At 39.3% G+C, this 22665-nt stretch carries 22 protein-coding genes; 18 read left to right on the top strand and 4 right to left on the bottom strand.

Annotation, left to right across the window (positions count from 1 at the left end; translation table 11 throughout):
* Positions 1 to 115: 115 nt before the first annotated feature.
* The 4 genes from OZZ83_RS03645 to OZZ83_RS03660 all read left to right on the top strand — a co-directional run bounded on the left by OZZ83_RS03645 (position 116) and on the right by OZZ83_RS03660 (position 3169).
* On the top strand, positions 116 to 1429 hold the full coding sequence (locus OZZ83_RS03645; RefSeq protein ID WP_002320195.1) for a bifunctional folylpolyglutamate synthase/dihydrofolate synthase: 1314 nt from the start codon (positions 116 to 118) through the stop codon (positions 1427 to 1429).
* Positions 1419 to 2072, top strand: a complete 654-nt coding sequence (locus OZZ83_RS03650; protein ID WP_002310216.1) for an HAD family hydrolase — start codon at positions 1419 to 1421, stop codon at positions 2070 to 2072. Before OZZ83_RS03645 ends, OZZ83_RS03650 begins: the two co-directional genes overlap by 11 nt.
* A gap of 54 nt (positions 2073 to 2126) precedes the next feature.
* Complete coding sequence (gene radC / locus OZZ83_RS03655; RefSeq protein ID WP_002314243.1) at positions 2127 to 2819, top strand: RadC family protein; 693 nt, start codon at positions 2127 to 2129, stop codon at positions 2817 to 2819.
* A gap of 149 nt (positions 2820 to 2968) precedes the next feature.
* The gene (locus OZZ83_RS03660) at positions 2969 to 3169 is read left to right on the top strand and encodes a cold-shock protein (RefSeq protein ID WP_002294067.1); all 201 of its coding nucleotides are present in this window, start codon (positions 2969 to 2971) and stop codon (positions 3167 to 3169) included.
* 256 nt (positions 3170 to 3425) lie between these two features.
* Here OZZ83_RS03660 and rnjA read toward each other — a convergent pair whose 3' ends face one another.
* The gene (rnjA, locus tag OZZ83_RS03665; protein WP_002310218.1) at positions 3426 to 5105 is read right to left on the bottom strand and encodes a ribonuclease J1; all 1680 of its coding nucleotides are present in this window, start codon (positions 5103 to 5105) and stop codon (positions 3426 to 3428) included.
* Between the two features lies 1 nt (position 5106).
* Positions 5107 to 5319: a DNA-directed RNA polymerase subunit epsilon gene (locus tag OZZ83_RS03670; RefSeq protein WP_002287947.1), complete on the bottom strand. Its 213-nt coding sequence runs from the start codon at positions 5317 to 5319 to the stop codon at positions 5107 to 5109.
* Positions 5320 to 5711: 392 nt separating this feature from the next.
* On the opposite strand from OZZ83_RS03670, the gene efrA reads away from it, so the two are divergent.
* The 4 genes from efrA to OZZ83_RS03690 all read left to right on the top strand — a co-directional run bounded on the left by efrA (position 5712) and on the right by OZZ83_RS03690 (position 10125).
* Positions 5712 to 7442 (top strand): multidrug efflux ABC transporter subunit EfrA, encoded by a 1731-nt coding sequence (efrA, locus tag OZZ83_RS03675; protein WP_002314241.1) that lies wholly within the window; start codon positions 5712 to 5714, stop codon positions 7440 to 7442.
* A complete protein-coding gene (gene efrB / locus OZZ83_RS03680) occupies positions 7439 to 9199 on the top strand; it encodes a multidrug efflux ABC transporter subunit EfrB (RefSeq protein ID WP_002310221.1) in 1761 nt (586 codons plus the stop codon). Before efrA ends, efrB begins: the two co-directional genes overlap by 4 nt.
* A gap of 93 nt (positions 9200 to 9292) precedes the next feature.
* Entirely contained in the window at positions 9293 to 9490 is a 198-nt protein-coding gene (locus tag OZZ83_RS03685) for a hypothetical protein (RefSeq protein WP_002310222.1), read from the top strand.
* Positions 9491 to 9639: 149 nt separating this feature from the next.
* The gene (locus OZZ83_RS03690) at positions 9640 to 10125 is read left to right on the top strand and encodes a gamma carbonic anhydrase family protein (RefSeq protein ID WP_002310223.1); all 486 of its coding nucleotides are present in this window, start codon (positions 9640 to 9642) and stop codon (positions 10123 to 10125) included.
* Between the two features lie 101 nt (positions 10126 to 10226).
* On the opposite strand, the gene clpP is transcribed toward OZZ83_RS03690, so the two are convergent.
* Complete coding sequence (clpP, locus tag OZZ83_RS03695; protein WP_002289402.1) at positions 10227 to 10820, bottom strand: ATP-dependent Clp endopeptidase proteolytic subunit ClpP; 594 nt, start codon at positions 10818 to 10820, stop codon at positions 10227 to 10229.
* Positions 10821 to 10999: 179 nt separating this feature from the next.
* Between clpP and OZZ83_RS03700 the strand changes: the two genes are divergently transcribed.
* From OZZ83_RS03700 to OZZ83_RS03730, 7 genes are all read left to right on the top strand, one after another.
* The gene (locus OZZ83_RS03700; RefSeq protein ID WP_002289403.1) at positions 11000 to 11527 is read left to right on the top strand and encodes a hypothetical protein; all 528 of its coding nucleotides are present in this window, start codon (positions 11000 to 11002) and stop codon (positions 11525 to 11527) included.
* A 90-nt stretch (positions 11528 to 11617) separates the two neighbouring features.
* On the top strand, positions 11618 to 12355 hold the full coding sequence (locus tag OZZ83_RS03705; protein ID WP_002290344.1) for a glycerophosphodiester phosphodiesterase: 738 nt from the start codon (positions 11618 to 11620) through the stop codon (positions 12353 to 12355).
* Positions 12356 to 12358: 3 nt separating this feature from the next.
* Positions 12359 to 13276 carry a tRNA (adenosine(37)-N6)-dimethylallyltransferase MiaA gene (miaA, locus tag OZZ83_RS03710; protein ID WP_002310224.1) on the top strand — a complete coding sequence of 306 codons (918 nt, stop codon included), beginning with the start codon at positions 12359 to 12361 and terminating at the stop codon, positions 13274 to 13276.
* A gap of 1 nt (position 13277) precedes the next feature.
* Positions 13278 to 14507 carry a GTPase HflX gene (gene hflX, locus OZZ83_RS03715; RefSeq protein ID WP_123861053.1) on the top strand — a complete coding sequence of 410 codons (1230 nt, stop codon included), beginning with the start codon at positions 13278 to 13280 and terminating at the stop codon, positions 14505 to 14507.
* A 228-nt stretch (positions 14508 to 14735) separates the two neighbouring features.
* Positions 14736 to 15128: a MerR family transcriptional regulator gene (locus tag OZZ83_RS03720; RefSeq protein ID WP_325066011.1), complete on the top strand. Its 393-nt coding sequence runs from the start codon at positions 14736 to 14738 to the stop codon at positions 15126 to 15128.
* Between the two features lie 27 nt (positions 15129 to 15155).
* A complete protein-coding gene (glnA, locus tag OZZ83_RS03725; protein ID WP_002287001.1) occupies positions 15156 to 16496 on the top strand; it encodes a type I glutamate--ammonia ligase in 1341 nt (446 codons plus the stop codon).
* A gap of 656 nt (positions 16497 to 17152) precedes the next feature.
* A complete protein-coding gene (locus OZZ83_RS03730; RefSeq protein WP_002310226.1) occupies positions 17153 to 18763 on the top strand; it encodes a CTP synthase in 1611 nt (536 codons plus the stop codon).
* On the opposite strand, the gene OZZ83_RS03735 is transcribed toward OZZ83_RS03730, so the two are convergent.
* On the bottom strand, positions 18740 to 18952 hold the full coding sequence (locus OZZ83_RS03735) for a hypothetical protein (protein WP_002316919.1): 213 nt from the start codon (positions 18950 to 18952) through the stop codon (positions 18740 to 18742). The genes OZZ83_RS03730 and OZZ83_RS03735 overlap by 24 nt on opposite strands.
* Before the next feature lie 102 nt (positions 18953 to 19054).
* Between OZZ83_RS03735 and OZZ83_RS03740 the strand changes: the two genes are divergently transcribed.
* The 3 genes from OZZ83_RS03740 (at position 19055) to rho (ending at position 22652) form a co-directional block, all read left to right on the top strand.
* Positions 19055 to 19924, top strand: a complete 870-nt coding sequence (locus OZZ83_RS03740) for a class II fructose-bisphosphate aldolase (protein ID WP_002290335.1) — start codon at positions 19055 to 19057, stop codon at positions 19922 to 19924.
* Positions 19925 to 20088: 164 nt separating this feature from the next.
* Positions 20089 to 21360: a UDP-N-acetylglucosamine 1-carboxyvinyltransferase gene (locus OZZ83_RS03745; protein WP_002290334.1), complete on the top strand. Its 1272-nt coding sequence runs from the start codon at positions 20089 to 20091 to the stop codon at positions 21358 to 21360.
* A complete protein-coding gene (gene rho / locus OZZ83_RS03750) occupies positions 21357 to 22652 on the top strand; it encodes a transcription termination factor Rho (RefSeq protein ID WP_002290332.1) in 1296 nt (431 codons plus the stop codon). The genes OZZ83_RS03745 and rho overlap by 4 nt, the downstream gene beginning before the upstream one ends.
* The last annotated feature ends 13 nt before the right edge of the window (positions 22653 to 22665 follow it).

A 22665-nucleotide genomic window follows, 5' to 3' on the forward strand; every position in this document is an offset into this window, starting at 1 on the left:
CTTAGAAAAAAGAGCGATTTATCATGTATCCGGAGCAGATTTTTTTCTCTATCGTCCTTTTATTTTTCTTATGTCTTCTATTTGTTATAATAAAAGAGAAATGGGGGAATTGTTGATGACGATTGAAGAAGCAATAGAATGGATCCATAGTCGATTACCATTTGGTTCACGTCCTGGTCTTGACCGAGTCGAAGCTTTATTAGAAGTGGTAGGTCATCCGGAGAGGAAAGTAAAAACGATCCATATCGCTGGAACAAACGGAAAAGGGTCTACTGTAGCCTATTTGAGAAGCCTATTAGAAGAAGCTGGTCTGATAGTTGGAACGTTTACTTCACCTTATATCGAAACGTTCAATGAACGGATTGCAATCAATGGCAAAAGTATCCCAGACAATGACTTGATCCAGCTTGTAAAAAAATATCAGCCGCTGATCAAACAACTTGATCAATTTGAAGCAGTAGCTGGTATCACTGAATTTGAGACATTAACAGCAATGGCATTTGATTATTTTTTGATGAAGAAAGTAGACGTAGCGATTATTGAAGTGGGCTTAGGTGGCTTATTGGATTCTACCAATGTAGCTGTACCGATGCTAACTGGAATAACAACGATTGGGCTTGATCATACCGAGATACTTGGAGAGACGATTGGAGAAATCGCTGCGCAAAAAGCAGGAATCATCAAACAAGGCGTTCCAGTTGTCACAGGAAACATCGGCCCAGAAGCTTTTAATGTCATCAAACAAACAGCTAAAGAAAAAAATGCGATGCTTTATGTATACGGGGAAAATTATAAAATAAACTATCTGCATCCTGATGAGACTTGGGGAGAAGTATTTGAATTCTTTAATGAAGCAGGGAAAATCCCTCAACTAACCACGCCGCTTTTAGGGCAACATCAAGCTGAAAATGCAGGAGTAGCCATCGAATTGTATTTTGTTTACTGTCAATTGGAAAAGCTGCCTTTCCGAGAAAAAGATGTTTTGAAGGGGTTGAAGAAATCTCGATGGCCAGGAAGAATGGAGCGTTTGAGTAACGAGCCATTAGTTGTTTTAGATGGTGCCCATAATACGCATGCAATGAACCGGCTTGTTGAGAATTTGAAAAAAGAATTCAAAGGATATCAAATCAACATTTTGTTTTCCGCCTTACGGACTAAAAATGTTAGAGAAATGCTAGAACGATTGCAGCAAGTACCAAATGTCCATATTTATTTGACGACCTTTGAACATCCAAAAGCCATCGAATTAAGTGAAGTATCAGATTTAGCAAGTGAAAGAGTATCAATTGTTTCATTGTGGCAATTCGGATTAGCAGATATATTGGAAAAGATGACAAATGAAGATGTATTAGTTGTGACCGGTTCGCTTTATTTCATTTCAGAAGTTCGTCATTTATTAATACAATTAGGAGGAGACCATGAAGTATAATGCAGTGATTTTTGATATGGATGGTTTATTGTTTGACACAGAGTTAGTATATTACGAGGCTTCACAAGTAGTAGCAGATAGGATGGGTTTTCCATATGATAAAGACCTGTATTTAAAATTCTTAGGTGTTTCCGATGAAGAAGTGTGGGCGAATTATCATATGATTTTTGCGGAATTCGGCAAAACAAGCGTACAAAGATTTATAGATGATTCATACCAGGAAACGCTTGAGCGCTTTTCACAAGGAGCTGTACAAATGAAGCCAGGGGTGTTGGAACTCCTCTCTTTTTTAGAAGAACATCAGATTCCCAAAGTTGTCGCTTCCAGTAACCAACGAGCTGTCATTGAACTTTTATTGAAGAAGAACAATCTGTTTGAACGATTTGAGACGATTATTTCCGCAGAGAATGTCCAACGAGCAAAACCAGATCCGGAAATTTTTTTATTAGCCAATCAGAAATTAGGTACAGCTAAGAAAGAAACATTGATTTTAGAAGATTCACAAAATGGTATTTTAGCAGCTTCTGCGGCTGAGATCCCTGTAGTCATGGTGCCAGATTTGCTTCCGCCTTCCCAAGAATTGATCAAAAAAACGGCTGGGGTCGTTTCTTCTTTGCATGAAATCCCTGCATTGATAAAATAAAAATCCATCTCTTTTCGTATCTTATTTTAGAAAAGATAGAAAGGAGATGTTTTTTTGGAAAAACGATTGATGAAAGAAGTACCAACTAGCTCTTTACCAAGAGAACGTATGGAAATTTATGGAGCTGAAGCTTTATCGGATCAGGAGCTTTTAGCCATTTTACTGCGTACTGGTCAACACCCTCATAGTGTGATGTCGATTGCTGGCAATCTGTTAAAAACGTTTGGTGGATTGGCTTCTTTACGACAGGCGACTTTGCATGAGTTAGAAGAGATTCGAGGGATAGGACGTGTGAAAGCAATCGAAATCAAAGCCTTGATCGAGTTAGGCCGCCGCATTCAGACGGACCAAGAAAGAGCAGCTCCGGCCATTCGTACTAGCCATGAACTGGCACAACAATTGATTCTGGAAATGAAAGATTACAAACAGGAACATTTGATTTGTATTTATTTGGACACGAAGAATCAAGTGATCTTAAAAAAGACAGTGTTCATCGGTTCGCTGAATCAGTCAGTCGCTCATCCTAGAGAAATATTTCATTATGCTGTACGTTATTGCGCGGCAAGAATCGTTTTAGCACATAATCATCCGTCTGGTAATGTTATTCCATCACAACAGGATATGAATTTTACTAAAAGGATACAAAAGTGTGGAGAAATGATGGGTATCACTGTACTGGATCATTTGATCATCGGACGTAAACGATATTTTAGTTTGAGAGAAGAAGGATTAATGGAAGAGAAGTAAGTTGCTTTCTTGCAAAAAAAATGAAGCAAGTGTACAATTATATTGTAATTTTGTTTGGGAATAGAAGTTGAAACATCTGTTGCACCTCTATCGTACACGAGCAATGTTACAATTTAAATAAGTGCTTTTGGCACGAGGAGGATATTATTATGGAAAACGGAACAGTAAAATGGTTCAACGCTGAAAAAGGATTTGGATTTATCTCACGTGAAGATGGAAGCGACGTATTCGTTCACTTCTCTGCTATCCAAGGTGACGGATTCAAAACATTAGAAGAAGGTCAAGCAGTGACTTTCGACGTTGAAGAATCAGACCGTGGCCCACAAGCTGCAAACGTTGTAAAAGCTTAATTTTATCTGTAAATCAAATTGATGGTAGGCATCAATTTTTACGAGAGAACAAAGCGAGTAACAAAAATACCTGCCACAAGAGGAAATTTCTCTTGTGGCAGGTATTTTTGTATGAAAAAGTAAATAAATTTTAAGAGGTTGTGAAAAAGCTGCCCTGTATCAAGCAATAAGAACAGCCAAATAAAAACAACTTGTCCTGTTTTCCGTTTGGTTTCTCTTATACTCAGGTCAGGGCACTAATTTCACAACCTCTTACTTATTCTTCATCTGGTGTCATGACCATCGGTAAAATCATTGGATGCCTTTCTGTACGTTCGAATAAGAATGGCTGAAGCGCGCCAGTCATCGCTTCTTTCAATTTATATTCTGAACAGTCAGGTCCATTTAAACATTCTCTTAAAGCATGGAATAAGATTCGCTGAGCTTCATTGATCATTTCTCCTGATTCTCGCATGTAAACAAATCCACGAGAGAGAATATCTGGACCAGCTAAGATTTCTTTTTTCTTGATATCTACTGTTGCAACAGCTAATACAAGACCTTCTTCTGAAAGCAAGTGACGGTCACGTAAAACGACATTACCGATATCACCGATTCCGCTACCATCGATATACACATCTCCAGCCACAAAATGCCCAGCAGGACGTGCAGAATCGCTAGTTAACGCTAAAACATCGCCATTTTCCATGATGAAGCAGTTTTCTGCAGGAACACCTACATCTTGTGCTAGAGAAGCATGGACTTTCAGCATGCGGAATTCTCCATGGACAGGGATAAAATATTTTGGTTTCATCAAGCGAAGCATCAATTTTTGTTCTTCTTGTCCACCGTGACCAGAAGTATGGATGTTATTGATTTTTCCATGGATTACTTCTGCGCCAGCTTCAGACAGCAAGTTGATCAAATGATTGACACTTGTCGTATTACCAGGGATAGGTGAACTTGAAAAGATCACTGTATCGTCTGGCTGGATTTGGATTTGACGGTGGGTACCATTTGCAATACGGCTCAAAGCGGCCATCGCTTCCCCTTGAGAACCTGTACATAGGATCATCGTTTCGTTAGCAGGCAAGCGATTGATTTCATGTGCATCTACAAATGTGCCGTCTGGAACTTTGATATATCCTAAACGTTGGCCATTGACAATGGCATTTTCCATGCTACGTCCGAAAACAGCGATTTTACGACCAGTCGCCACAGCGGCATCTGCTGCTTGCTGCAAACGGAAGATATTAGAAGCAAAGCTGGCAAAAATAATACGACCTTCGATTTTTGAAAAGATCTTCAAGATAGAATGACCAATCGTTTTTTCTGATTTAGTAAATGTTGGAATCTCAGCATTTGTACTATCAGATAAAAGGCACAAGACACCTTCTTCCCCGATACGAGCCATTTTATGCAAGTTTGCTGGTTCGCCAACGGGAGTGAAATCAAACTTGAAGTCTCCAGTCGCTACGATATTACCAGAAGGTGTTTTCACCACGATTCCTAATGCGTCTGGGATACTATGAGTCGTTCTGAAAAAGCTGACAGAAGTTTTTCTAAAACGAATGATCGTATCTTCATTGATTTCATGAAGCTCTGCCTCTCGAAGCAAGCCATGCTCATCTAATTTGTTCGTGATCAACGCTAATGCGAGAGGACCAGCATAGATAGGAATATTTGCTTGTTTTAGCAAGTAGGGTATTCCGCCGATGTGGTCTTCGTGCCCGTGAGTAATCACTAGGGCTTTTACTTTGTGCAAGTTTTGTATGATGTAGCTGTAGTCGGGAATGACATAGTCAATTCCAAGTAGATCGTCTTCCGGGAACTTGATCCCGGCATCAATCAAAATGATTTCATCTTGGAATTGTACCCCATACGTATTTTTCCCGATTTCACCTAATCCACCAATAGCAAAGACGCCTGTCTCATTATTTTTGATGGAAAGTTTCATATTAAAACTCCACTAATGAGAAATCAGCATTTTCTTTTTCGTATTCTAGATGACTTCCTTCTAGAAGTTGAACGAATTCAATATTGTATGGGGTATTTTCTTCCACACGTTGGCGAGCGTCTACATCGCTTTTTGCCTCAATGTAAAGAGATTTTGTTTCTTCCCGTTTAGGGTTACGTACTTTTGTTTCTTGATAATAAACTTTATAGATCATTGTTTTGTCTCCTTTATCTGCGTAAAGCAGTGATTTAGCTAGTTGATTTTTTTAGACAACACAAAACGAGGGGACAAGCCACCTAGTTTTTCATATGCTTTGACTAGAATACTGGATTCGAGTCAAAGAGACAAGCCTCGTTTTTGCTCATCTGTTCGGATATTTTTTCAACCGTACCTTCTGTATAAAAAATATACAACAATTAATTGTTATTCTAGCATAAAACAGCAAATAAGTATAGAAATCAACTAGATTGAAAGAAAAAATCAACGTTTATCATTTTACTATAATTATAATGACTTTTTTATGAGAGAAGTGTTCTATTAATAGGTTCGTTGTGCTATCATTTTTAGTAATGAAAATGTAACAAAAGATTAAAAGGAGATGAGAAAGTGAAACTAATGTGGCATTATACCATGCGTTATAAGAAATTCTTGTTTTTCAATTTCATATGCGTATTCGGTTTTATTTTGATTGAATTAGGACTTCCTACGATTTTAGCACGTATGATTGATGTAGGAATCCGCAATGATGATTTTGATTATGTGAAACAGCAAGGGATATTTATGATCGTTATTACCGTAATCGGTATTATTTTGAATATCTTGTTAGGTTATTTTGGTTCGAGGATCACGACCAATATCGTAGCAGATATTCGAGATGATTTGTTCGAAAAGATCCAAAGCTATTCGCATCAGGAGTACGAAAATTTAGGCGTATCTTCCTTGATTACTCGTACAACAAATGATGCTTATCAGATCATGTTGTTCCTGCAAAATATTTTGCGTATCGGTTTCATGGCGCCGATGATGTTCGTTGTCAGTTTGTACATGGTCATGCGTACAAGTGTGACACTCAGCTTGTATGTAGTAGGCGCATTGCCTTTGCTATTATTGGCGGTCGTAGCGATTGCTAAGGTGTCTGAGCCGTTATCTAAAAAACAACAAAAAAACTTAGATAAAATCAATAGTATCTTGCGGGAAAACCTTTCAGGATTGCGTGTGATTCGTGCATTCGTTAATGAAAAGTTTGAAGAAAAACGCTTTGCTGTAGTCAACGAGAATTATGCTGCTAGTTCGAAAAGCTTGTTCCGTTTGATGGCTGTTGCACAACCAGGTTTTTATTTCTTATTTAATATCGTGATGGTATTGATCATTTGGAGCGGGGCAGTGCAAATCGATGCTGGCGAACTTCGGGTAGGAGATTTGATTGCATTTATCGAGTATATATTCCATGCCTTATTCTCATTCATGTTATTTGCCAGTGTGTTCATGATGTATCCAAGAGCAGCCGTTTCAGCTGGACGTATCCAAGAGGCACTAGATGCCAAACCTTCGATTGTAGAAGATCCAAATGGTATATCGGATACGAAGACTAAAGGGTATATCGAATTTCAAAATGTAACATTTGCTTATCCAGGCCATTCGCAAGAGCCAGTGATTCGAAATGTCAGTTTTACAGCCTCTCCAGGAGAAACCGTTGCTTTTATTGGAAGTACCGGTAGCGGAAAATCTACGTTGATTCAATTGATTCCTCGCTTTTATGATGTGAGTGAAGGAAAGATCTTGGTCGATGGAGTAGACGTGAGAGATTATCGGTTAAGCAAGTTGCGAGATAAGATTGGGTTTATTCCGCAAAAAGCGCTGCTATTTACTGGAACGATTGCCGATAATTTGCGATACGGGAAAGAAGATGCCACACAAGAAGAAATGGAACGTGCAGCTGAGATTGCTCAAGCTTCAGAATTCATTTCTCGAAAACCAGATGGATTTGACGAACATTTATCAGAAGGTGGTTCCAATTTTTCAGGTGGACAAAAACAACGATTGGCAATAGCCAGAGCCATCATACGCCGTCCGGAAATCTATATTTTTGATGACAGCTTTTCTGCATTAGATTATCAAACGGATGCGAAGTTACGTGCTCGTCTGAAAAAAGAAACAACAGAGTCTACTGTGTTGATCGTAGCACAACGTGTGGGAACGATCATGCATGCAGATAAGATCATCGTATTAAATGAAGGAGAAGTCGTCGGTATGGGGACACATCGGGAGTTGTTGGAAAAATGCCCGATTTATTATGATATTGCCGCTTCTCAATTATCAAAGGAGGAACTAGCATGAAAAAAACCTTTTCTTCCTTAAAACGTTTAGCTCGATATATCAGACCGTATCGTGGGACATTTCTTCTAGTGATCCTATTTACAGTTCTGACAGTGGCTTTCAACGTGGCTTTGCCATATGTTACAGGACTTCCTACTACAGAAATCAGTCGTAATATTGCCAATGGCGAATCAATCAATTTTTCTTATATATTCAAATGTCTTATTTGGATCACAGTGGTCGGAATAGGGTATTGTATTTCGCAATTGCTTTCTGGGGTTTTGATGACAAATGTCGTTCAAAGTGCCATGCATGATTTGCGAAGAGACATAGAAGAAAAAATCAATCGCCTTCCGGTTTCTTATTTCGATAAAAACCAACAAGGAAATATTTTGTCTCGTGTGACGAATGATGTAGATGCAGTCAGCGGTGCTTTACAACAAGCTTTTATTGGAATCGTAAATGCGATATTGGGAATTACGTTGGCTGCAGCAATGATGTTTTATATCCAGCCGATGATGGCGCTGATCTCTATGATCATGATTCCAACATCGATCTGGATCTCCAAACGAGTAATCAATGCTTCGCAGAAATATTTTCAAAGCATGCAGAATTCGCTTGGTGAGCTAAACGGCTACGTTCAAGAAAATATGACAGGTTTCAGTGTATTGAAAGTATACGGACGCGAAAAAGAAACATTGGAAGGATTCAAAAAAGTAAATCACAGCTTGAAATACTTTGGGTTCCGCGCAGCGTTCATTTCTGGGTTGATGATGCCATTAGTTCAACTAACTGCCTATGCTACTTATATTGGTATGGCTGTTCTAGGAAGTTTCTATGTTATTACTGGGGCGATCGTTGTTGGTCAACTTCAGGCATTCATCCAATATATTTGGCAAATCAGCCAGCCGATGGGGAACGTGACCCAATTGTCTTCTGTTTTGCAAAGTGCATCAGCGGCAACAAAACGTGTATTCGAGATTTTAGATGAGCCAGAAGAAAAAGAAAACAAAGTAGATGTTTCACTGCCAGAAACGATTTTAGGAGATGTGACATTCGATCATGTCGATTTTGCGTATGATCCGAAGAAACCATTGATTCAAGATTTGAACTTTGAAGTGAAAGCAGGTCAAACCGTGGCTGTCGTCGGTCCGACCGGTGCCGGCAAGACGACCTTGATCAATCTATTGATGCGTTTTTACGACGTAGACAAAGGAGCTATCAGGATCGACGGGATTGATACCAAATCAATGAGCCGCAGTGACGTCCGTTCGCTATTTGGTATGGTCTTACAAGATGCATGGCTCTATCAAGGAACGATTGCCGATAATATCCGTTTCGGAAAGCTTGATGCGACAGATTATGAAGTAGTAGATGCTGCAAAAACAGCAAACGTAGACCATTTTATCCGGACAATGCCAGATGGATATGAGATGCCCATAAATGCTGAGGGAGACAATGTGTCTTTAGGACAAAAACAGTTACTCACGATTGCCCGAGCAGTGGTTTCAGATCCTAAAATTTTGATTTTGGATGAAGCGACAAGTTCAGTAGACACTCGTTTAGAAGCGTTGATTCAAAAAGCGATGGATCGCGTGATGGAGGGGCGGACAAGTTTTGTCATTGCTCACCGTTTATCGACGATACGCGATGCAGATCTGATTCTAGTGATGGATCAAGGTCAGATCATTGAAAAAGGAACACATGAGAGTTTATTGGCACAAGGCGGATTTTATGAAAAACTGTATAACAGCCAATTTGCTGAGGAAGCAGGATAAATCATAGAAGGATAAAACAGTTTGAAACTTATTTTTTGTTCTCCTTTCTTGATAATGGTAAAGTAAGTTATCAAAAAAAGTGAGGGCACGGAGATGGAACAGTTTTTAAATGAAAAAATCACTGAAGCCAAAAGAGAAATTGATCGTTTAACGCACGTCTGTCAGACAAAACCACTTGATTCAGCTGATTTTTTTGAAAATGAGTTTCAAATCGAACGCTTGGCAGCACAAATCGAAGTGTACGAATTAGTTTTGAAGAAAGTAATAGAAGAAAATATAGAGGTACAATAAACAGGTAAAACGTCAGTTTACCAGATAGCGCAAATAGGCATCTGGACTGAGCAGGTTTTACCTGTTTTTTTCTTATAAAATAAATATATGCTATGATACATTTATTCAATAGGATTAGTTTCTACAAAAAACGAAAGGAGAAAATAGAGATGGAACGGTTTATAGCATCAAATGCTACAGTGATTGGTGACGTGACATTGTCAGAAGATGTGACGATCTGGTATCAAGCAGTTTTACGCGGGGACAGTAATTGGATAAAAGTAGGACAAAGAACGAATATCCAAGATGGTACAATCGTCCATGTCGATCATGATGCACCTGTGGATATTGCGGAGAATGTGACGGTAGGACATCAGTGCATGCTACATGGCTGTACAATCGAAAAAGGGGCACTGATCGGGATGGGAACCACGATATTGAATCATGCGGTTATTGGTGAGAATAGTTTGATTGGTGCTGGATCATTAGTAACAGAAGGAAAAGTTATTCCTCCTAATGTCTTGGCGTTTGGTCGCCCAGCTAAAGTGATCCGACCTTTAACAAAAGAAGAAATCCAAAAAAACAAAGAAAACATCCAGCATTATGTCGAAATAGGTCGGATGCATGCGCAAGGAAAATTCAAGGAGCAAAGATAGGCAGTAGCATCCATAAAAATAAAAAAAGGATGGTCAGTTTGAGCTGGCCATCCTTTTTTTGGTTTAGATAAGAGAGCTTAAAAAGCTTCCTTTGAAACAGATTAATTTAATGAAGAACTGTTTTCCATGACTTCATCAATCAATCCATATGCTTTTGCTTGTTCAGCTGTCATATAGTTGTCACGGTCTGTATCTTTTTCAATCACTTCAAGCGGTTGGCCAGTGCGTTCAGCTAAAATTTTGTTTAAGCGTTCGCGTGTTTGTAAAATATGACGTGCCGCAATTTCGATTTCGGTTGCTTGACCTTGAGCGCCGCCAAGAGGTTGATGGATCATAATCTCAGCATTTGGTAAAGCAAATCGTTTCCCTTTTGTACCAGCTGTCAGCAAGAAGCTTCCCATTGAAGCAGCCATACCCATAACGATTGTTTGGACATCAGCTTTGACAAAGTTCATTGTGTCGTAGATAGCCATACCTGCTGTAACTGAACCACCAGGAGAATTGATATAAAGATAGATATCTTTTTCAGAATCTTGAGCATCTAAGAAAAGCAATTGGGCGATGATCGAATTAGCAAGATCATCAGTTACTTGGCCGCTTAACATGATGATACGGTCTTTCAATAAACGTGAGTAGATATCATAAGCTCTTTCGCCTCGTGATGATTGTTCAATGACTGTAGGAATTAAATTCATAATAGAGTTCCTCCTTGGTTTCGTTTAGAAATAGTGTACCATAATTTAGTTTCTAATACCTAAAAAGTAGTATACATTTTTGGTCAAAAAAGGTCAAATAAAAAACTTAGGCAAATTAGTCGCATAAACCTGCTTTATGGTATGATAAGCAGAGAAGCAAAACAAGGAGGAACAACAGATTGATAGTTGGTATTACCGGTCTTATCGGCGTGTTGACGGGTGCTGTAGTTGTCTATATCGGCATGATACTGCAAATGCGTCACTTGGAAAATAAAGAACAGCGTAGACGTGAATTGGAATTGAAAGTCAAAGAAATCGAGACGCTGAACCAATTAAATAAAAAGATCAACGAGATCTTGCAAAAACGGACGACGCTGATGGAAGAATATGTCAGCTTTGATGCATTCGATGATTGTTATATCACGATTGACGATTTTGCATATCTCCAATCATTTTCAGCGCAGAATAGTTTTTATCTGCCAAATTATATTTTAGACGAGCTGTTTAAGAACATCTCCCATCGAAAAGTGATTTTATCTCCAGATGAAACAATGAAGATTGGTGGATATGCTTATAAAGGCGGACGCGTGATTTTAGAGAATTTTACGGATAGTTTGACTGAAATGATCAATGAAAAAAAAGCACAGTTGAAGACTATGACGCGCCAGCCGATTGGTTTCTTCTCGAAAGATGATGTTTGGAGCTGATATTTTGAAGTATTGCCGTTGCACATGAGAGCGTGGCAATGCTTTCTTTTTTTCTTAATGATACAATAGAATTGAACGGAGTGAAGAAAGATGTTACAAATCTATGCTCATCGCGGAAGCAGCGGTACCCACCCAGAAAATACGCTTCCTGCATTTGCAGAAGCTGTACGAGTGGGTGCAGATGGTATCGAACTAGATGTTCATCTAAGCAAAGATGGTTATTTGATCGTTATGCATGATGAAGAAGTGGATCGGACGACTAACGGTAAAGGGCTGATTCGAGAAAAAACATTGGAAGAACTCAAAAAATTGAATGCAGGAGGCAAATTCAGCAAAGAATTTCCAGCAGCTAAAGTCCCTGAATTGAAAGAAGTTTTAGGACTGCTTCTCCAAAAAAATTACCGAGGGATGCTAATGATTGAAATTAAAACTGATCAGTATGAATATCCCGGTATCGAAGAAAAATTAGCCGAAACATTAAAAAGCAGAGATTGGCCTTTTCAACATGCATATTGCAGCTTTCATTTGGCTTCTTTGGAAAAAATCGCGTTATTGGAACCAGAGATACAGCTGGACTTATTGATGAGTACTTCTGATAAAAAGATCCAACTAGCAGCAGAAACCCCTTATATAGAAGGAGTACATCCAAAAAATACTTGGTTGTTCGAACATCCTGTCCAGGCAGCTGATTTTCCAAAAGCAATTCGTGCATGGACGATCAATGATGAAGAAGAAATGGCCAAATGTCAAGAACTCAAAATAGATGGAATAATAACTGATTTTCCGGAGAAAGCTCTTCGGTGGAAACAATCAACGAAAAGTAGGTAAAATATGGAAAAAGTATTAGTGATCGTCGGTCCGACAGCAGTCGGTAAAACAGCGCTAAGTGTGGAACTCGCACAACTATTTAGAGGAGAGATCATCAGCGGTGATTCATTGCAAATCTATAAAAATCTGGATATCGGTACAGCAAAAATCAAAGAAGAAGAGATGAATGATGTTCCGCATCATTTGATTGATGTGATCGAACCTACTCAACATTACTCAGCCGCTGATTTTCAGCGTTCAGGTCGACAATTGATTACTGAGATTGCGAACCGAGAGCATCTACCTATCATAGCTGGTGGCACGGGTCTGTATATCCAATCTCTTCTATACGATTACCAGTTAGGGGCGACAGAAGAAGCGAATCCTGAGATTAGAAAAAAGTATGAAACGTTAGCCGAGACAATTGGTTCCCAAGCGTTATGGAATCAGTTGAAAGAAAAAGATCCGGCAGCTGCTGAGAAAATCCACTGGAACAATCAACGCAAAGTGATAAGAGCTCTGGAAGTTTTGGAGACGACAGGGCATAGTATCACGGCACCTAAAGAAGAGCCAAAGCGATTATATGATTACCTCATGATTGGGTTAGATACGAAGCGTGATATCCTGTATGATCGAATCAATCACAGAGTCGATTTGATGCTAGCAGAAGGCTTGGTAGCAGAAGCACGTAAGGTATATGAGCTTGGAGAAGTCCAAGCCAGTCAAGGGATTGGATATAAAGAATTTTTTCCTTATTTTGAAGGGAAAGAAACATTGGAAGAAGCAACAGAACAAGTCAAACTACATTCGAGAAGATACGCGAAACGTCAGTTAACGTGGTTTCGGAACCGTTTGGATGCACAGTGGTTTGATCTTATAAGTGAGCCAAATCAAAAAAGTCAGATTGAGCAAACAATCAAAAAATGGCTGGAGGCGGAATAAAATGGAAGAAAAAGTAATCATCGTAGGGGTAGAAACCGAAGCAAACCAGCGTTACTTTTCAGAGTCAATGGAAGAGCTAGTTCAGCTGACGAACACCGCATCAGGAGAAGTCGTATTCACAATTACACAGAAGAGACCACAAGTAGATCGGCAAACGATTATCGGGAAAGGGAAATTACAAGAATTAGTTCAAAAAGCAGATGCGCATGAAGCAGATTTGATCATCTTTAATCATGAACTGACTCCGAGACAGAGTCAACTGATTACGGATGCTGTTGGCCTTCCGGTGATTGATCGAGTACAGCTGATCCTAGATATTTTTGCGATGCGTGCTCGTTCGAAAGAAGGAAAGCTGCAAGTTGAACTTGCTCAGTTAGAATATCTTCTGCCTCGTTTAGTGGGGAAAGGGAAAACATTGTCTCGTCTTGGTGGTGGGATTGGAACAAGAGGACCAGGTGAAACAAAGTTAGAAACAGACCGCCGACATATACGGAATAAAATTTTTGCTGTTAAGAAAGAATTGAAAGAAGTAGAAGCCCATCGAGAGCGCAATCGTCAAAAAAGAAAAAACAGTGAGATTTTTCAGATTGGTCTTATAGGCTACACGAATGCTGGAAAATCAACCATCTTGAATTTATTGACACAAGCGGATACTTATTCAAAAGATCAGTTGTTTGCAACGTTAGATCCATTGACTAAAAGATGGCGTTTTGCTGAAGGATTTGAGATTACAGTAACAGATACCGTCGGGTTCATCCAAGATCTGCCTACGCAACTGATCGATGCTTTCCATTCTACGCTAGAAGAAAGTCAGAATATGGATCTTTTGTTGCATGTAGTCGATGCCAGTTCTCCAGATCGCATTTTACAGGAGCAGACTGTACTAAAATTGATGGATGAATTGAATATGAAAGAAATGCCGATACTGACTGTTTACAATAAGGCAGACCAGATTGATCCAGCGATGTTTACGCCCACATTATTCCCTAATGTCTTGATTTCTGCTCAAACGAAAGAAGGGAAGACGGCATTGATCGAAGCAATCAAGCGTCAACTGATGGAACTGATGACACCTTATACACTGTCTGTGCCAAGCAATGAAGGACAGAAATTAAGTGAGTTGAGAAGACAAACGATGGTTTTGGACGAAGCCTACATGGAAGAATCAAACGAGTATGAAGTGAGAGGCTTTGCAAAAAATGATTCAAAATGGTTGAGAAAAAGCAAATAAAATTTTGTTTTTTTACAATAAAAATCACTGAGAAAGAATAGCATAGTACAATAAAAGTAAAAGGTATCTGGTACGAAAATCAACTAGATACCTTTTTTTGCTTTCATGTTTTTTGTTATTTTATAAAAAAATAGAGGTCTCATGTTAGAAAACCTAACATATGCAGTTGACAATATTTTTTTTAATTGGTACACTTTAGCCAACTTATAAAACGAAAGGGGACGTCTGATGGGAGAAAAGGAATTGCGCCGATCTATGTCCGTATTTCCAATTGGTACAGTTATGAAGCTGACTGATTTATCTGCTCGGCAAATTCGCTACTATGAAGAACAAGATTTAGTTCATCCGGAACGAAGTGAAGGAAATCGCCGCATGTATTCGTTGAATGATATCGATATGCTGCTTGAGATCAAAGATTATCTTTCAGACGGGTTAAACATGGCTGGGATCAAACGTGTATACGAAATGGCACAGGCGAAAAAACAAGAAGCAAAAAGCAAGAAGCCGTTGACAGATCATGACGTTCGACAAATTTTTCGTGATGAGATTTTTGCGCAAGGTGGGTTAAGCAAAACAGGTCATTATCAGTCGCAAGGATTGCAAAGACAATTCTTTGACTGAATAAATTAAAAAAGGAAGAGGGATACCATGGTAAAGAAACAGATAACAGGTGAAGAGATCAAACGAATCATTGAGGAAGAAAATGTACGATTTTTACGATTGATGTTCACAGACATCTTAGGTACGATTAAAAATGTAGAAGTTCCAGTGAGCCAGATCGACAAAGTGTTAGAAAACAAAATGATGTTTGACGGTTCTTCGATTGAAGGATTTGTTCGAATTGAAGAAAGCGATATGTATTTGTATCCAGATCTCTCCACTTGGATGATCTTCCCATGGGAAAGTGCTCATGGAAAAGTTGCTCGTTTAATTTGTGATATCTATAATCCAGATGGGACACCATTTGCCGGTGATCCTCGTGGGAATTTGAAACGAGCATTGAAAGACATGCGCGACCTTGGTTTTACCTCTTTCAATTTAGGACCTGAACCAGAATTTTTCTTATTTAAATTAGACGAAGACGGTGGGATCACAACGACCTTGAATGATAAAGGTGGTTATTTTGATTTTGCACCAACAGATTTAGGTGAAAATTGCCGCCGTGACATCGTGTTGGAATTAGAAAGCTTAGGCTTTGAAGTAGAAGCTTCACATCATGAAGTAGCGCCAGGACAGCATGAAATTGACTTTAAATATGCGGATGTAGTAGATGCTTGTGATAATATCCAAACCTTCAAGCTCGTTGTCAAAACGATTGCACGCAAGCACGGACTTCACGCAACTTTCATGCCGAAACCGTTATTTGGAATCAATGGTTCTGGTATGCATTGCAATATGTCTTTATTCAATGATGAAGGAAATGTCTTCTATGATAAAGACGGTGAATTGGAACTAAGTGAAACAGCGTATCATTTCTTAGGCGGTTTGCTGAAACATGCTCGTGCCTATACAGCCGTTTGCAATCCAACAGTCAATTCTTATAAACGTCTCGTTCCAGGTTATGAAGCGCCTGTTTATGTCGCATGGAGCGGTCGTAATCGTTCGCCATTAGTACGTGTACCAGAATCTCGCGGTTTGTCCACACGTCTGGAATTGCGTTCAGTTGATCCATCTGCAAACCCATACTTGGCAATGGCAGTATTATTGCAAGCAGGACTAGACGGTATCCGTAATCAGATCACACCGCCAGCCGCTGTTGACCGTAACATTTATGTCATGGATGAGGAAGAAAGAGAAGCTGCACATATCCAAGACTTACCTTCAACTATCCATAATGCTATCAAGGAATTACGTAAGGATAATGTAATGATTGATGCATTAGGACAACATATCTTCTCAAATTTTGTTGAAGCAAAACGTCTCGAATGGGCGGCATTCAGACAAACTGTTTCCGAGTGGGAAAGAGAACAATATCTAGAACTTTATTAAAAGAGGAATGCCGTGAATTAGAGGTTGTGAAATCAGCGGTTTGACCTGAGTATTAGAGAAACAAACGGCAAAATAGTTCCTCATATTTTGCCGTTTTTTGAGCTAATACCGAGGGTCAGCTGATTGAACACCGTTTATCAAGAGGTTGTGAAAAAGACGTTTAGTTTCGAGTATTAAGAAAAATTTTGTGAAAATGGTTCCTCAAATTTTTGCATAAATTTGGCTTAATACCGAGAAACTGGCTTTTGAACACCGTTTATTTAGAAATAAAGGGGGCACGACGTTTGTCGCACCTCCTTATTTTTTATCTATTGTTTCACTTAAAATTTTTCAGTAAAGATTTCCTGATTTGCTTAAGTTTAACGTTAGCTATGTTTATCTAAAGCCTATTATGTGGGTTAAATTTTTTTGCACTCATAAAGGACTTAAGAAATAATTTCTCAAAGGATATCGAAAAAGAAAAATTGTAAGCGGATAGCCTTCATTTGAGTACTTGACTTTCCCTCAGTCAGCTTGTATTATACACCTTGGGCACCCTTTTATAGGGTCAGAAGTTTACAGAAATTTCGGCTCCCTATTCTTATTGAAGAATAGGGAGCTTTGTTTATTTTCTGAGACTTTTCCTGCACATAAATTAAAAAGGAGTTTTTGAACTTATGACAAAATATATTTTTGTGACCGGCGGTGTCGTTTCATCAATCGGAAAAGGGATTGTTGCAGCTTCTTTAGGACGCTTATTGAAAAACCGCGGCTTAAAAGTAACTATCCAAAAATTTGATCCATACATCAATGTGGATCCAGGGACGATGAGCCCATATCAGCACGGAGAAGTATTCGTAACAGATGATGGTGCTGAAACAGATTTGGATCTGGGCCACTACGAACGTTTTATTGACATCAATTTGAACAAATACTCCAACGTGACGACAGGAAAAATCTATTCTGAAGTTTTGCGTAAAGAACGTAAGGGCGAATACTTGGGAGCAACAGTTCAAGTTATTCCTCATATTACAAATGAGATCAAAGAAAAAATCATGCGAGCAGCTAAAATGACTGATTCAGATGTGATCATTACAGAAGTAGGAGGAACAGTAGGGGATATAGAATCTTTGCCATTCCTTGAAGCACTTCGTCAAATGAAGGCAGATGTCGGTACAGATAATGTTATGTATATCCATACAACATTGATCCCTTACTTGAAAGCTGCTGGAGAAATGAAAACTAAACCAACGCAGCACAGTGTAAAAGAGCTACGCGGTTTAGGTATCCAACCGAATATTTTGGTGGTACGTACAGAGCAACCTGTTTCTCAAAGCGTGAAAAACAAATTGGCACAATTTTGTGATGTCGAGCCAGAAGCAGTCATCGAGTCGCCAGATGTAGATACACTTTACTCCATCCCGTTAGTTTTACAAGCACAAGGAATGGATCAAATCGTTTGCGACCATTTAAAATTAGATACACCAGAAGCAGACATGACAGAATGGAAAGAATTAGAAGAACGTGTCTTGAACTTGAAGAAAAAAGTACGGATCGCACTTGTCGGTAAATACGTCGAGTTACCAGATGCATATATCTCAGTAGTTGAAGCATTGAAACATTCTGGATTCGCCTATAATTCAGATATCGAGATCGATTGGATCAAAGCACAAGAATTAACGAGAGAAAATGTAGAAGAACGTTTGAAAGATGCAGATGGAATCTTAGTTCCTGGCGGTTTCGGCGATCGCGGAGTAGAAGGGAAAATCGAAGCAATTCGTTATGCTCGCGAAAATGACGTTCCATTTTTAGGGATTTGTCTTGGTATGCAGATGGCTTGTGTCGAATTTGCACGTAACGTCGTTGGGTTGGAAGATGCGGCATCAGCTGAAACGAATCCAGATACAGCAAACAACATTATTGATTTAATGGCTGATCAGGAAAACATCGAGAATTTGGGTGGAACTTTACGCCTTGGATTATACCCATGTAAAATCAAAAAAGGAACGAAGACGGCTGAAGCATATGATGGAGCTGATGTTGTGCAAGAACGTCACCGTCACCGCTATGAGTTCAACAACAAATATCGTCAAATGTTTGAAGAACAAGGACTAGTCTTTTCAGGTGTCTCACCAGACAACCGTTTAGTAGAAATCGTAGAACTGCCAGAGAAGAAATTCTTTGTGGGATGCCAATTCCACCCAGAATTGATTTCTCGTCCAAATCGTCCGCAAAAATTAATCAAAGCATTTGTCGGAGCATCATTAGCAGATCATGAAACAAAATAATTTTTTAGCTTGATAGAAAGAGAAAAGTAGCAAGAGAAGGGGATAAGCAATTTTCTTGTTACTTTTCTCTTTTTCTGATTTGTTATTATTTATAGGAAAAAAGATAGGAAGTAAAAGACTTTTTTTGAGTAAAGAGCGATTAAGCATTTTATTTTTTGCAAAAAACTTCTTGAAAATTTTCATTTTCATTGATTTTAGTAGAAAACTACCGAAATGTTTGGTAAAATAGGGTCGTTGGTTAAGAATTGTCTTAACAAATTTAGTTTTACAAAACTTAGGAGGAATTTTATTATGCCAGTAGTATCAGGAGCTGAATTTTTAAAAGCTGCTCGTAAAGGCGGTTACGCTGTCGGCGGGTTCAACACAAACAACTTGGAATGGACTCAAGCAATTCTTGAAGCGGCTGAAGCAAAACAAGCACCAGTACTTATCCAAACATCAATGGGTGCAGCTAAATACATGGGTGGTTACAAAATCTGTAAAGATTTGATCACTGATTTAGTTGAAGCAATGAACATCACTGTTCCAGTTGCTATCCACTTAGACCATGGTGACTACGAAGCTGCTTTGGAATGTATCGAACTAGGCTATACTTCAGTAATGTTCGATGGTTCACATCTACCATTCGAAGAAAACTTGAAATTAGCTAAAGACGTTGTTGAAAAAGCACACGCAAAAGGTATCTCAGTTGAATGTGAAGTTGGTTCAATCGGCGGAGAAGAAGACGGAATCATTGGTAACGGCGAATTAGCTGACATCGAAGAATGCAAACAAATGGTTGCTACAGGTATCGACTACTTAGCTTGCGGTATCGGTAACATCCACGGTCAATATCCAGAAAACTGGAAAGGATTAGCATTTGACCACTTACAAGCAATTGCTGATGCTGTAGGTCCAGACATGCCTTTAGTATTACATGGCGGATCAGGTATTCCTCAAGATCAAATCGAAAAAGCTATCTCAATGGGTATCTCAAAAGTAAATGTTAACACTGAATTCCAGTTATCATTTGCTGCAGCTACTCGTAAATATATCGAAGCTGGTAAAGATAAAGAAGGTAAAGGATTCGACCCTCGTAAATTATTAGCTCCAGGTAAAGCAGCAATCGTTGAAGATGCGAAAGCTCATATCGACTGGTTTGGTTCAGCTAACAAAGCGTAAGCATCCACATAACAGATACGATGTATAGGAATGGAGAACGACTTTTGAAGTCGTTCTCCATTCTTTTTTACTTAAAACGGCAGACCATGCTCGTTTCTTTTTTTTATCTATGATAAAATACAAGCATATCCATGAAAAAAGATTAATAAACAAGGTGGAAACAGATGAAAAAAATCGTAATCAAAGGAAACCGACCTTTAGCTGGCGAAGTAACGATCAGCGGTGCAAAAAATAGTGCAGTCGCATTGATTCCAGCTGCAATCTTAGCTGATTCCCCAGTGATCTTGGAAGGTGTGCCGGACATACAAGATGTTCATTCATTAATTGAAATTTTAGAGATTATGGGCGCAACGGTCCATTTTTCCAACAACATACTAGAAATTGACCCTCGAGAAATCGTATCGGTTCCGATGCCGCACGGAAAAATCAATAGTTTGCGTGCGTCTTATTATTTTATGGGAACACTGCTTGGTAAATTTGGGGAAGCGGTGGTAGGCCTGCCAGGAGGCTGTTATTTAGGTCCTAGACCGATTGATCTACACGTCAAAGGATTTGAAGCTCTAGGTGCTGAAGTGACAAATGAACATGGTGCCATGTATTTACGGACAGAAAATGAAGGGTTGCATGGCAATCGGATTTTTATGGACGTGGTTTCAGTCGGAGCTACAATCAATGTGATGTTAGCTGCTGTAAAAGCAAAGGGACAGACAGTAATTGAAAACGCTGCACGAGAACCGGAAATCATCGATGTGGCAACTTTACTGAATAATATGGGGGCAAAAGTTCGAGGAGCGGGTACAGATGTGATCCGTATCGAAGGAGTCGAAGCATTACATGGCTGTCGTCATTTCATGATTCCTGACCGTATCGAAGCAGGAACCTATCTGGCATTAGCAGCTGCAGCAGGAAAAGGTATCAAAGTGAAAAATGTGATTTTTGAACATTTGGAAAGTTTTATAGCAAAATTGCAGGAAATTGGCGTCCATATGAAAATCAGCGAAGATGAAATCGAAGTTTACCCCTCAAAAGAATTAAAAGCCGCAAATATCATGACCTATCCTTATCCAGGATTTGCCACAGATCTGCAGCAACCACTCACTGCGTTGCTATTGATGACCGCAGGCACTTCAGAAATCATCGATACGATCTATGCGAAACGGGTGAATCACGTGCCTGAATTAGCTCGAATGGGCGCTGATATTACCGTGGAAGGAAATATGATCATCGTGAATGGTCCAAATAAACTTCACGGAACAGAAGTCGTGGCTTCCGATCTTCGGGCAGGTGCTTGTTTAGTGATTGCCGGACTATTAGCAGAAGGAACAACGACGATTTATAACGTAGATTATATCTTACGCGGTTATGATCATATTATCGAGAAACTAACAGCCTTAGGGGCATCAATCGAAATGATAGAGGAAGTGGGAGCTGAATGAGCGATTATTTGACAATGGCAGAACTAGAGAACAAAACGTTAAAAGAAGTTTATAGTTATGCCAAAGAATTTAAAATTCCTTATTACAGTAAGATGAACAAAAAGGAATTATCTCTAGCTGTGATTCGTGCACAAGCTGAGAAACAAGGATTTTATTATATGGAAGGGATATTAGATATCGTTGGTCAAGATGGTTACGGTTTTTTACGGCCAATTAATTATGGACCAAGTGCAGAAGATATCTATATTTCTGCCTCACAAATCAGACGATTCAGTTTGAGAAATGGGGACAAAGTGGCAGGAAAAGCCCGTCCGCCTAAAGAATCGGAACGTTATTATGGTTTGATGCACGTGGAAAGCGTTAATGGAAAAGATCCGGAAGAAGCAAAAGAACGTCCGCATTTTCCAGCCTTAACACCTCTTTATCCGCAAAGACAGCTTCAACTGGAAACAACACCGCAAAGACTATCTACCCGAATGATCGATATCTTCTCTCCAATCGGTTTTGGTCAGCGTGGATTGATCGTCGCACCACCAAAAGCAGGGAAAACTTCTGTATTAAAAGAAATCGCAAATGGTATCACCGAAAACTATCCGGAAGTAGAATTGATCGTTCTGCTGATTGATGAACGTCCGGAAGAAGTAACGGATTTAGAACGAAGCGTGAAAGGCGACGTGGTATCTTCTACATTTGATCTGCAGCCGCAAAACCATACTCGAGTTTCTGAATTAGTATTGGAACGTGCAATGCGTTTAGTCGAAGATAAACGAGATGTCGTTATCTTGATGGATAGTATTACTAGACTTGCTCGGGCCTATAACTTAGTCGTTCCACCAAGCGGACGTACATTGAGTGGCGGGATTGACCCAGCCGCATTGTATAAACCTAAGAAATTTTTCGGGGCGGCAAGAAACATCGAAGAAGGTGGCAGTTTGACGATTTTAGCGACCGCTTTAGTCGATACAGGAAGCCGCATGGATGACGTGATCTATGAAGAATTCAAAGGAACTGGAAATCTAGAATTACAACTTTCACGCGAGTTATCCGAACGTCGGATCTTCCCAGCCATCGATATCAAAAAATCAGGTACCCGAAAAGAAGAATTATTGATGCCAAGTGAAGAACTAGAAGAAATTTGGAAACTTCGAAAAAATATGACTGGAGATTCATTAGAATATACGGAACAACTGATCCGCTTTTTGCGTAAAACAAAAAACAATCAGCAATTTTTCAAAGAATTTCAAGATGTCTCCTTTGGTAAAAAAAATCCGACCAGAAATCTGAAAAGATAATTGCAACCTTGAC

It is taken from the genome of Enterococcus sp. E5-162 (assembly GCF_035725965.1).
GTDB lineage: Bacteria > Bacillota > Bacilli > Lactobacillales > Enterococcaceae > Enterococcus_B > Enterococcus_B lactis.

What these genes read in the sequence shown, in the direction of transcription:
- OZZ83_RS03730 (WP_002310226.1), top strand. Translation starts at nt 17,153, where the DNA reads ATGACAAAATATATTTTTGTGACCGGCGGTGTCGTTTCATCAATCGGA.
- OZZ83_RS03685 (WP_002310222.1), top strand. Translation starts at nt 9,293, where the DNA reads ATGGAACAGTTTTTAAATGAAAAAATCACTGAAGCCAAAAGAGAAATT.
- OZZ83_RS03735 (WP_002316919.1), bottom strand. Translation starts at nt 18,952, where the DNA reads ATGAAAATGAAAATTTTCAAGAAGTTTTTTGCAAAAAATAAAATGCTT.
- clpP (WP_002289402.1), bottom strand. Translation starts at nt 10,820, where the DNA reads ATGAATTTAATTCCTACAGTCATTGAACAATCATCACGAGGCGAAAGA.
- OZZ83_RS03645 (WP_002320195.1), top strand. Translation starts at nt 116, where the DNA reads ATGACGATTGAAGAAGCAATAGAATGGATCCATAGTCGATTACCATTT.
- OZZ83_RS03670 (WP_002287947.1), bottom strand. Translation starts at nt 5,319, where the DNA reads ATGATCTATAAAGTTTATTATCAAGAAACAAAAGTACGTAACCCTAAA.
- OZZ83_RS03705 (WP_002290344.1), top strand. Translation starts at nt 11,618, where the DNA reads ATGTTACAAATCTATGCTCATCGCGGAAGCAGCGGTACCCACCCAGAA.
- OZZ83_RS03690 (WP_002310223.1), top strand. Translation starts at nt 9,640, where the DNA reads ATGGAACGGTTTATAGCATCAAATGCTACAGTGATTGGTGACGTGACA.
- hflX (WP_123861053.1), top strand. Translation starts at nt 13,278, where the DNA reads ATGGAAGAAAAAGTAATCATCGTAGGGGTAGAAACCGAAGCAAACCAG.
- rho (WP_002290332.1), top strand. Translation starts at nt 21,357, where the DNA reads ATGAGCGATTATTTGACAATGGCAGAACTAGAGAACAAAACGTTAAAA.
- miaA (WP_002310224.1), top strand. Translation starts at nt 12,359, where the DNA reads ATGGAAAAAGTATTAGTGATCGTCGGTCCGACAGCAGTCGGTAAAACA.
- OZZ83_RS03720 (WP_325066011.1), top strand. Translation starts at nt 14,736, where the DNA reads ATGGGAGAAAAGGAATTGCGCCGATCTATGTCCGTATTTCCAATTGGT.
- rnjA (WP_002310218.1), bottom strand. Translation starts at nt 5,105, where the DNA reads ATGAAACTTTCCATCAAAAATAATGAGACAGGCGTCTTTGCTATTGGT.
- OZZ83_RS03745 (WP_002290334.1), top strand. Translation starts at nt 20,089, where the DNA reads ATGAAAAAAATCGTAATCAAAGGAAACCGACCTTTAGCTGGCGAAGTA.
- OZZ83_RS03740 (WP_002290335.1), top strand. Translation starts at nt 19,055, where the DNA reads ATGCCAGTAGTATCAGGAGCTGAATTTTTAAAAGCTGCTCGTAAAGGC.
- glnA (WP_002287001.1), top strand. Translation starts at nt 15,156, where the DNA reads ATGGTAAAGAAACAGATAACAGGTGAAGAGATCAAACGAATCATTGAG.
- OZZ83_RS03650 (WP_002310216.1), top strand. Translation starts at nt 1,419, where the DNA reads ATGAAGTATAATGCAGTGATTTTTGATATGGATGGTTTATTGTTTGAC.
- efrB (WP_002310221.1), top strand. Translation starts at nt 7,439, where the DNA reads ATGAAAAAAACCTTTTCTTCCTTAAAACGTTTAGCTCGATATATCAGA.
- OZZ83_RS03660 (WP_002294067.1), top strand. Translation starts at nt 2,969, where the DNA reads ATGGAAAACGGAACAGTAAAATGGTTCAACGCTGAAAAAGGATTTGGA.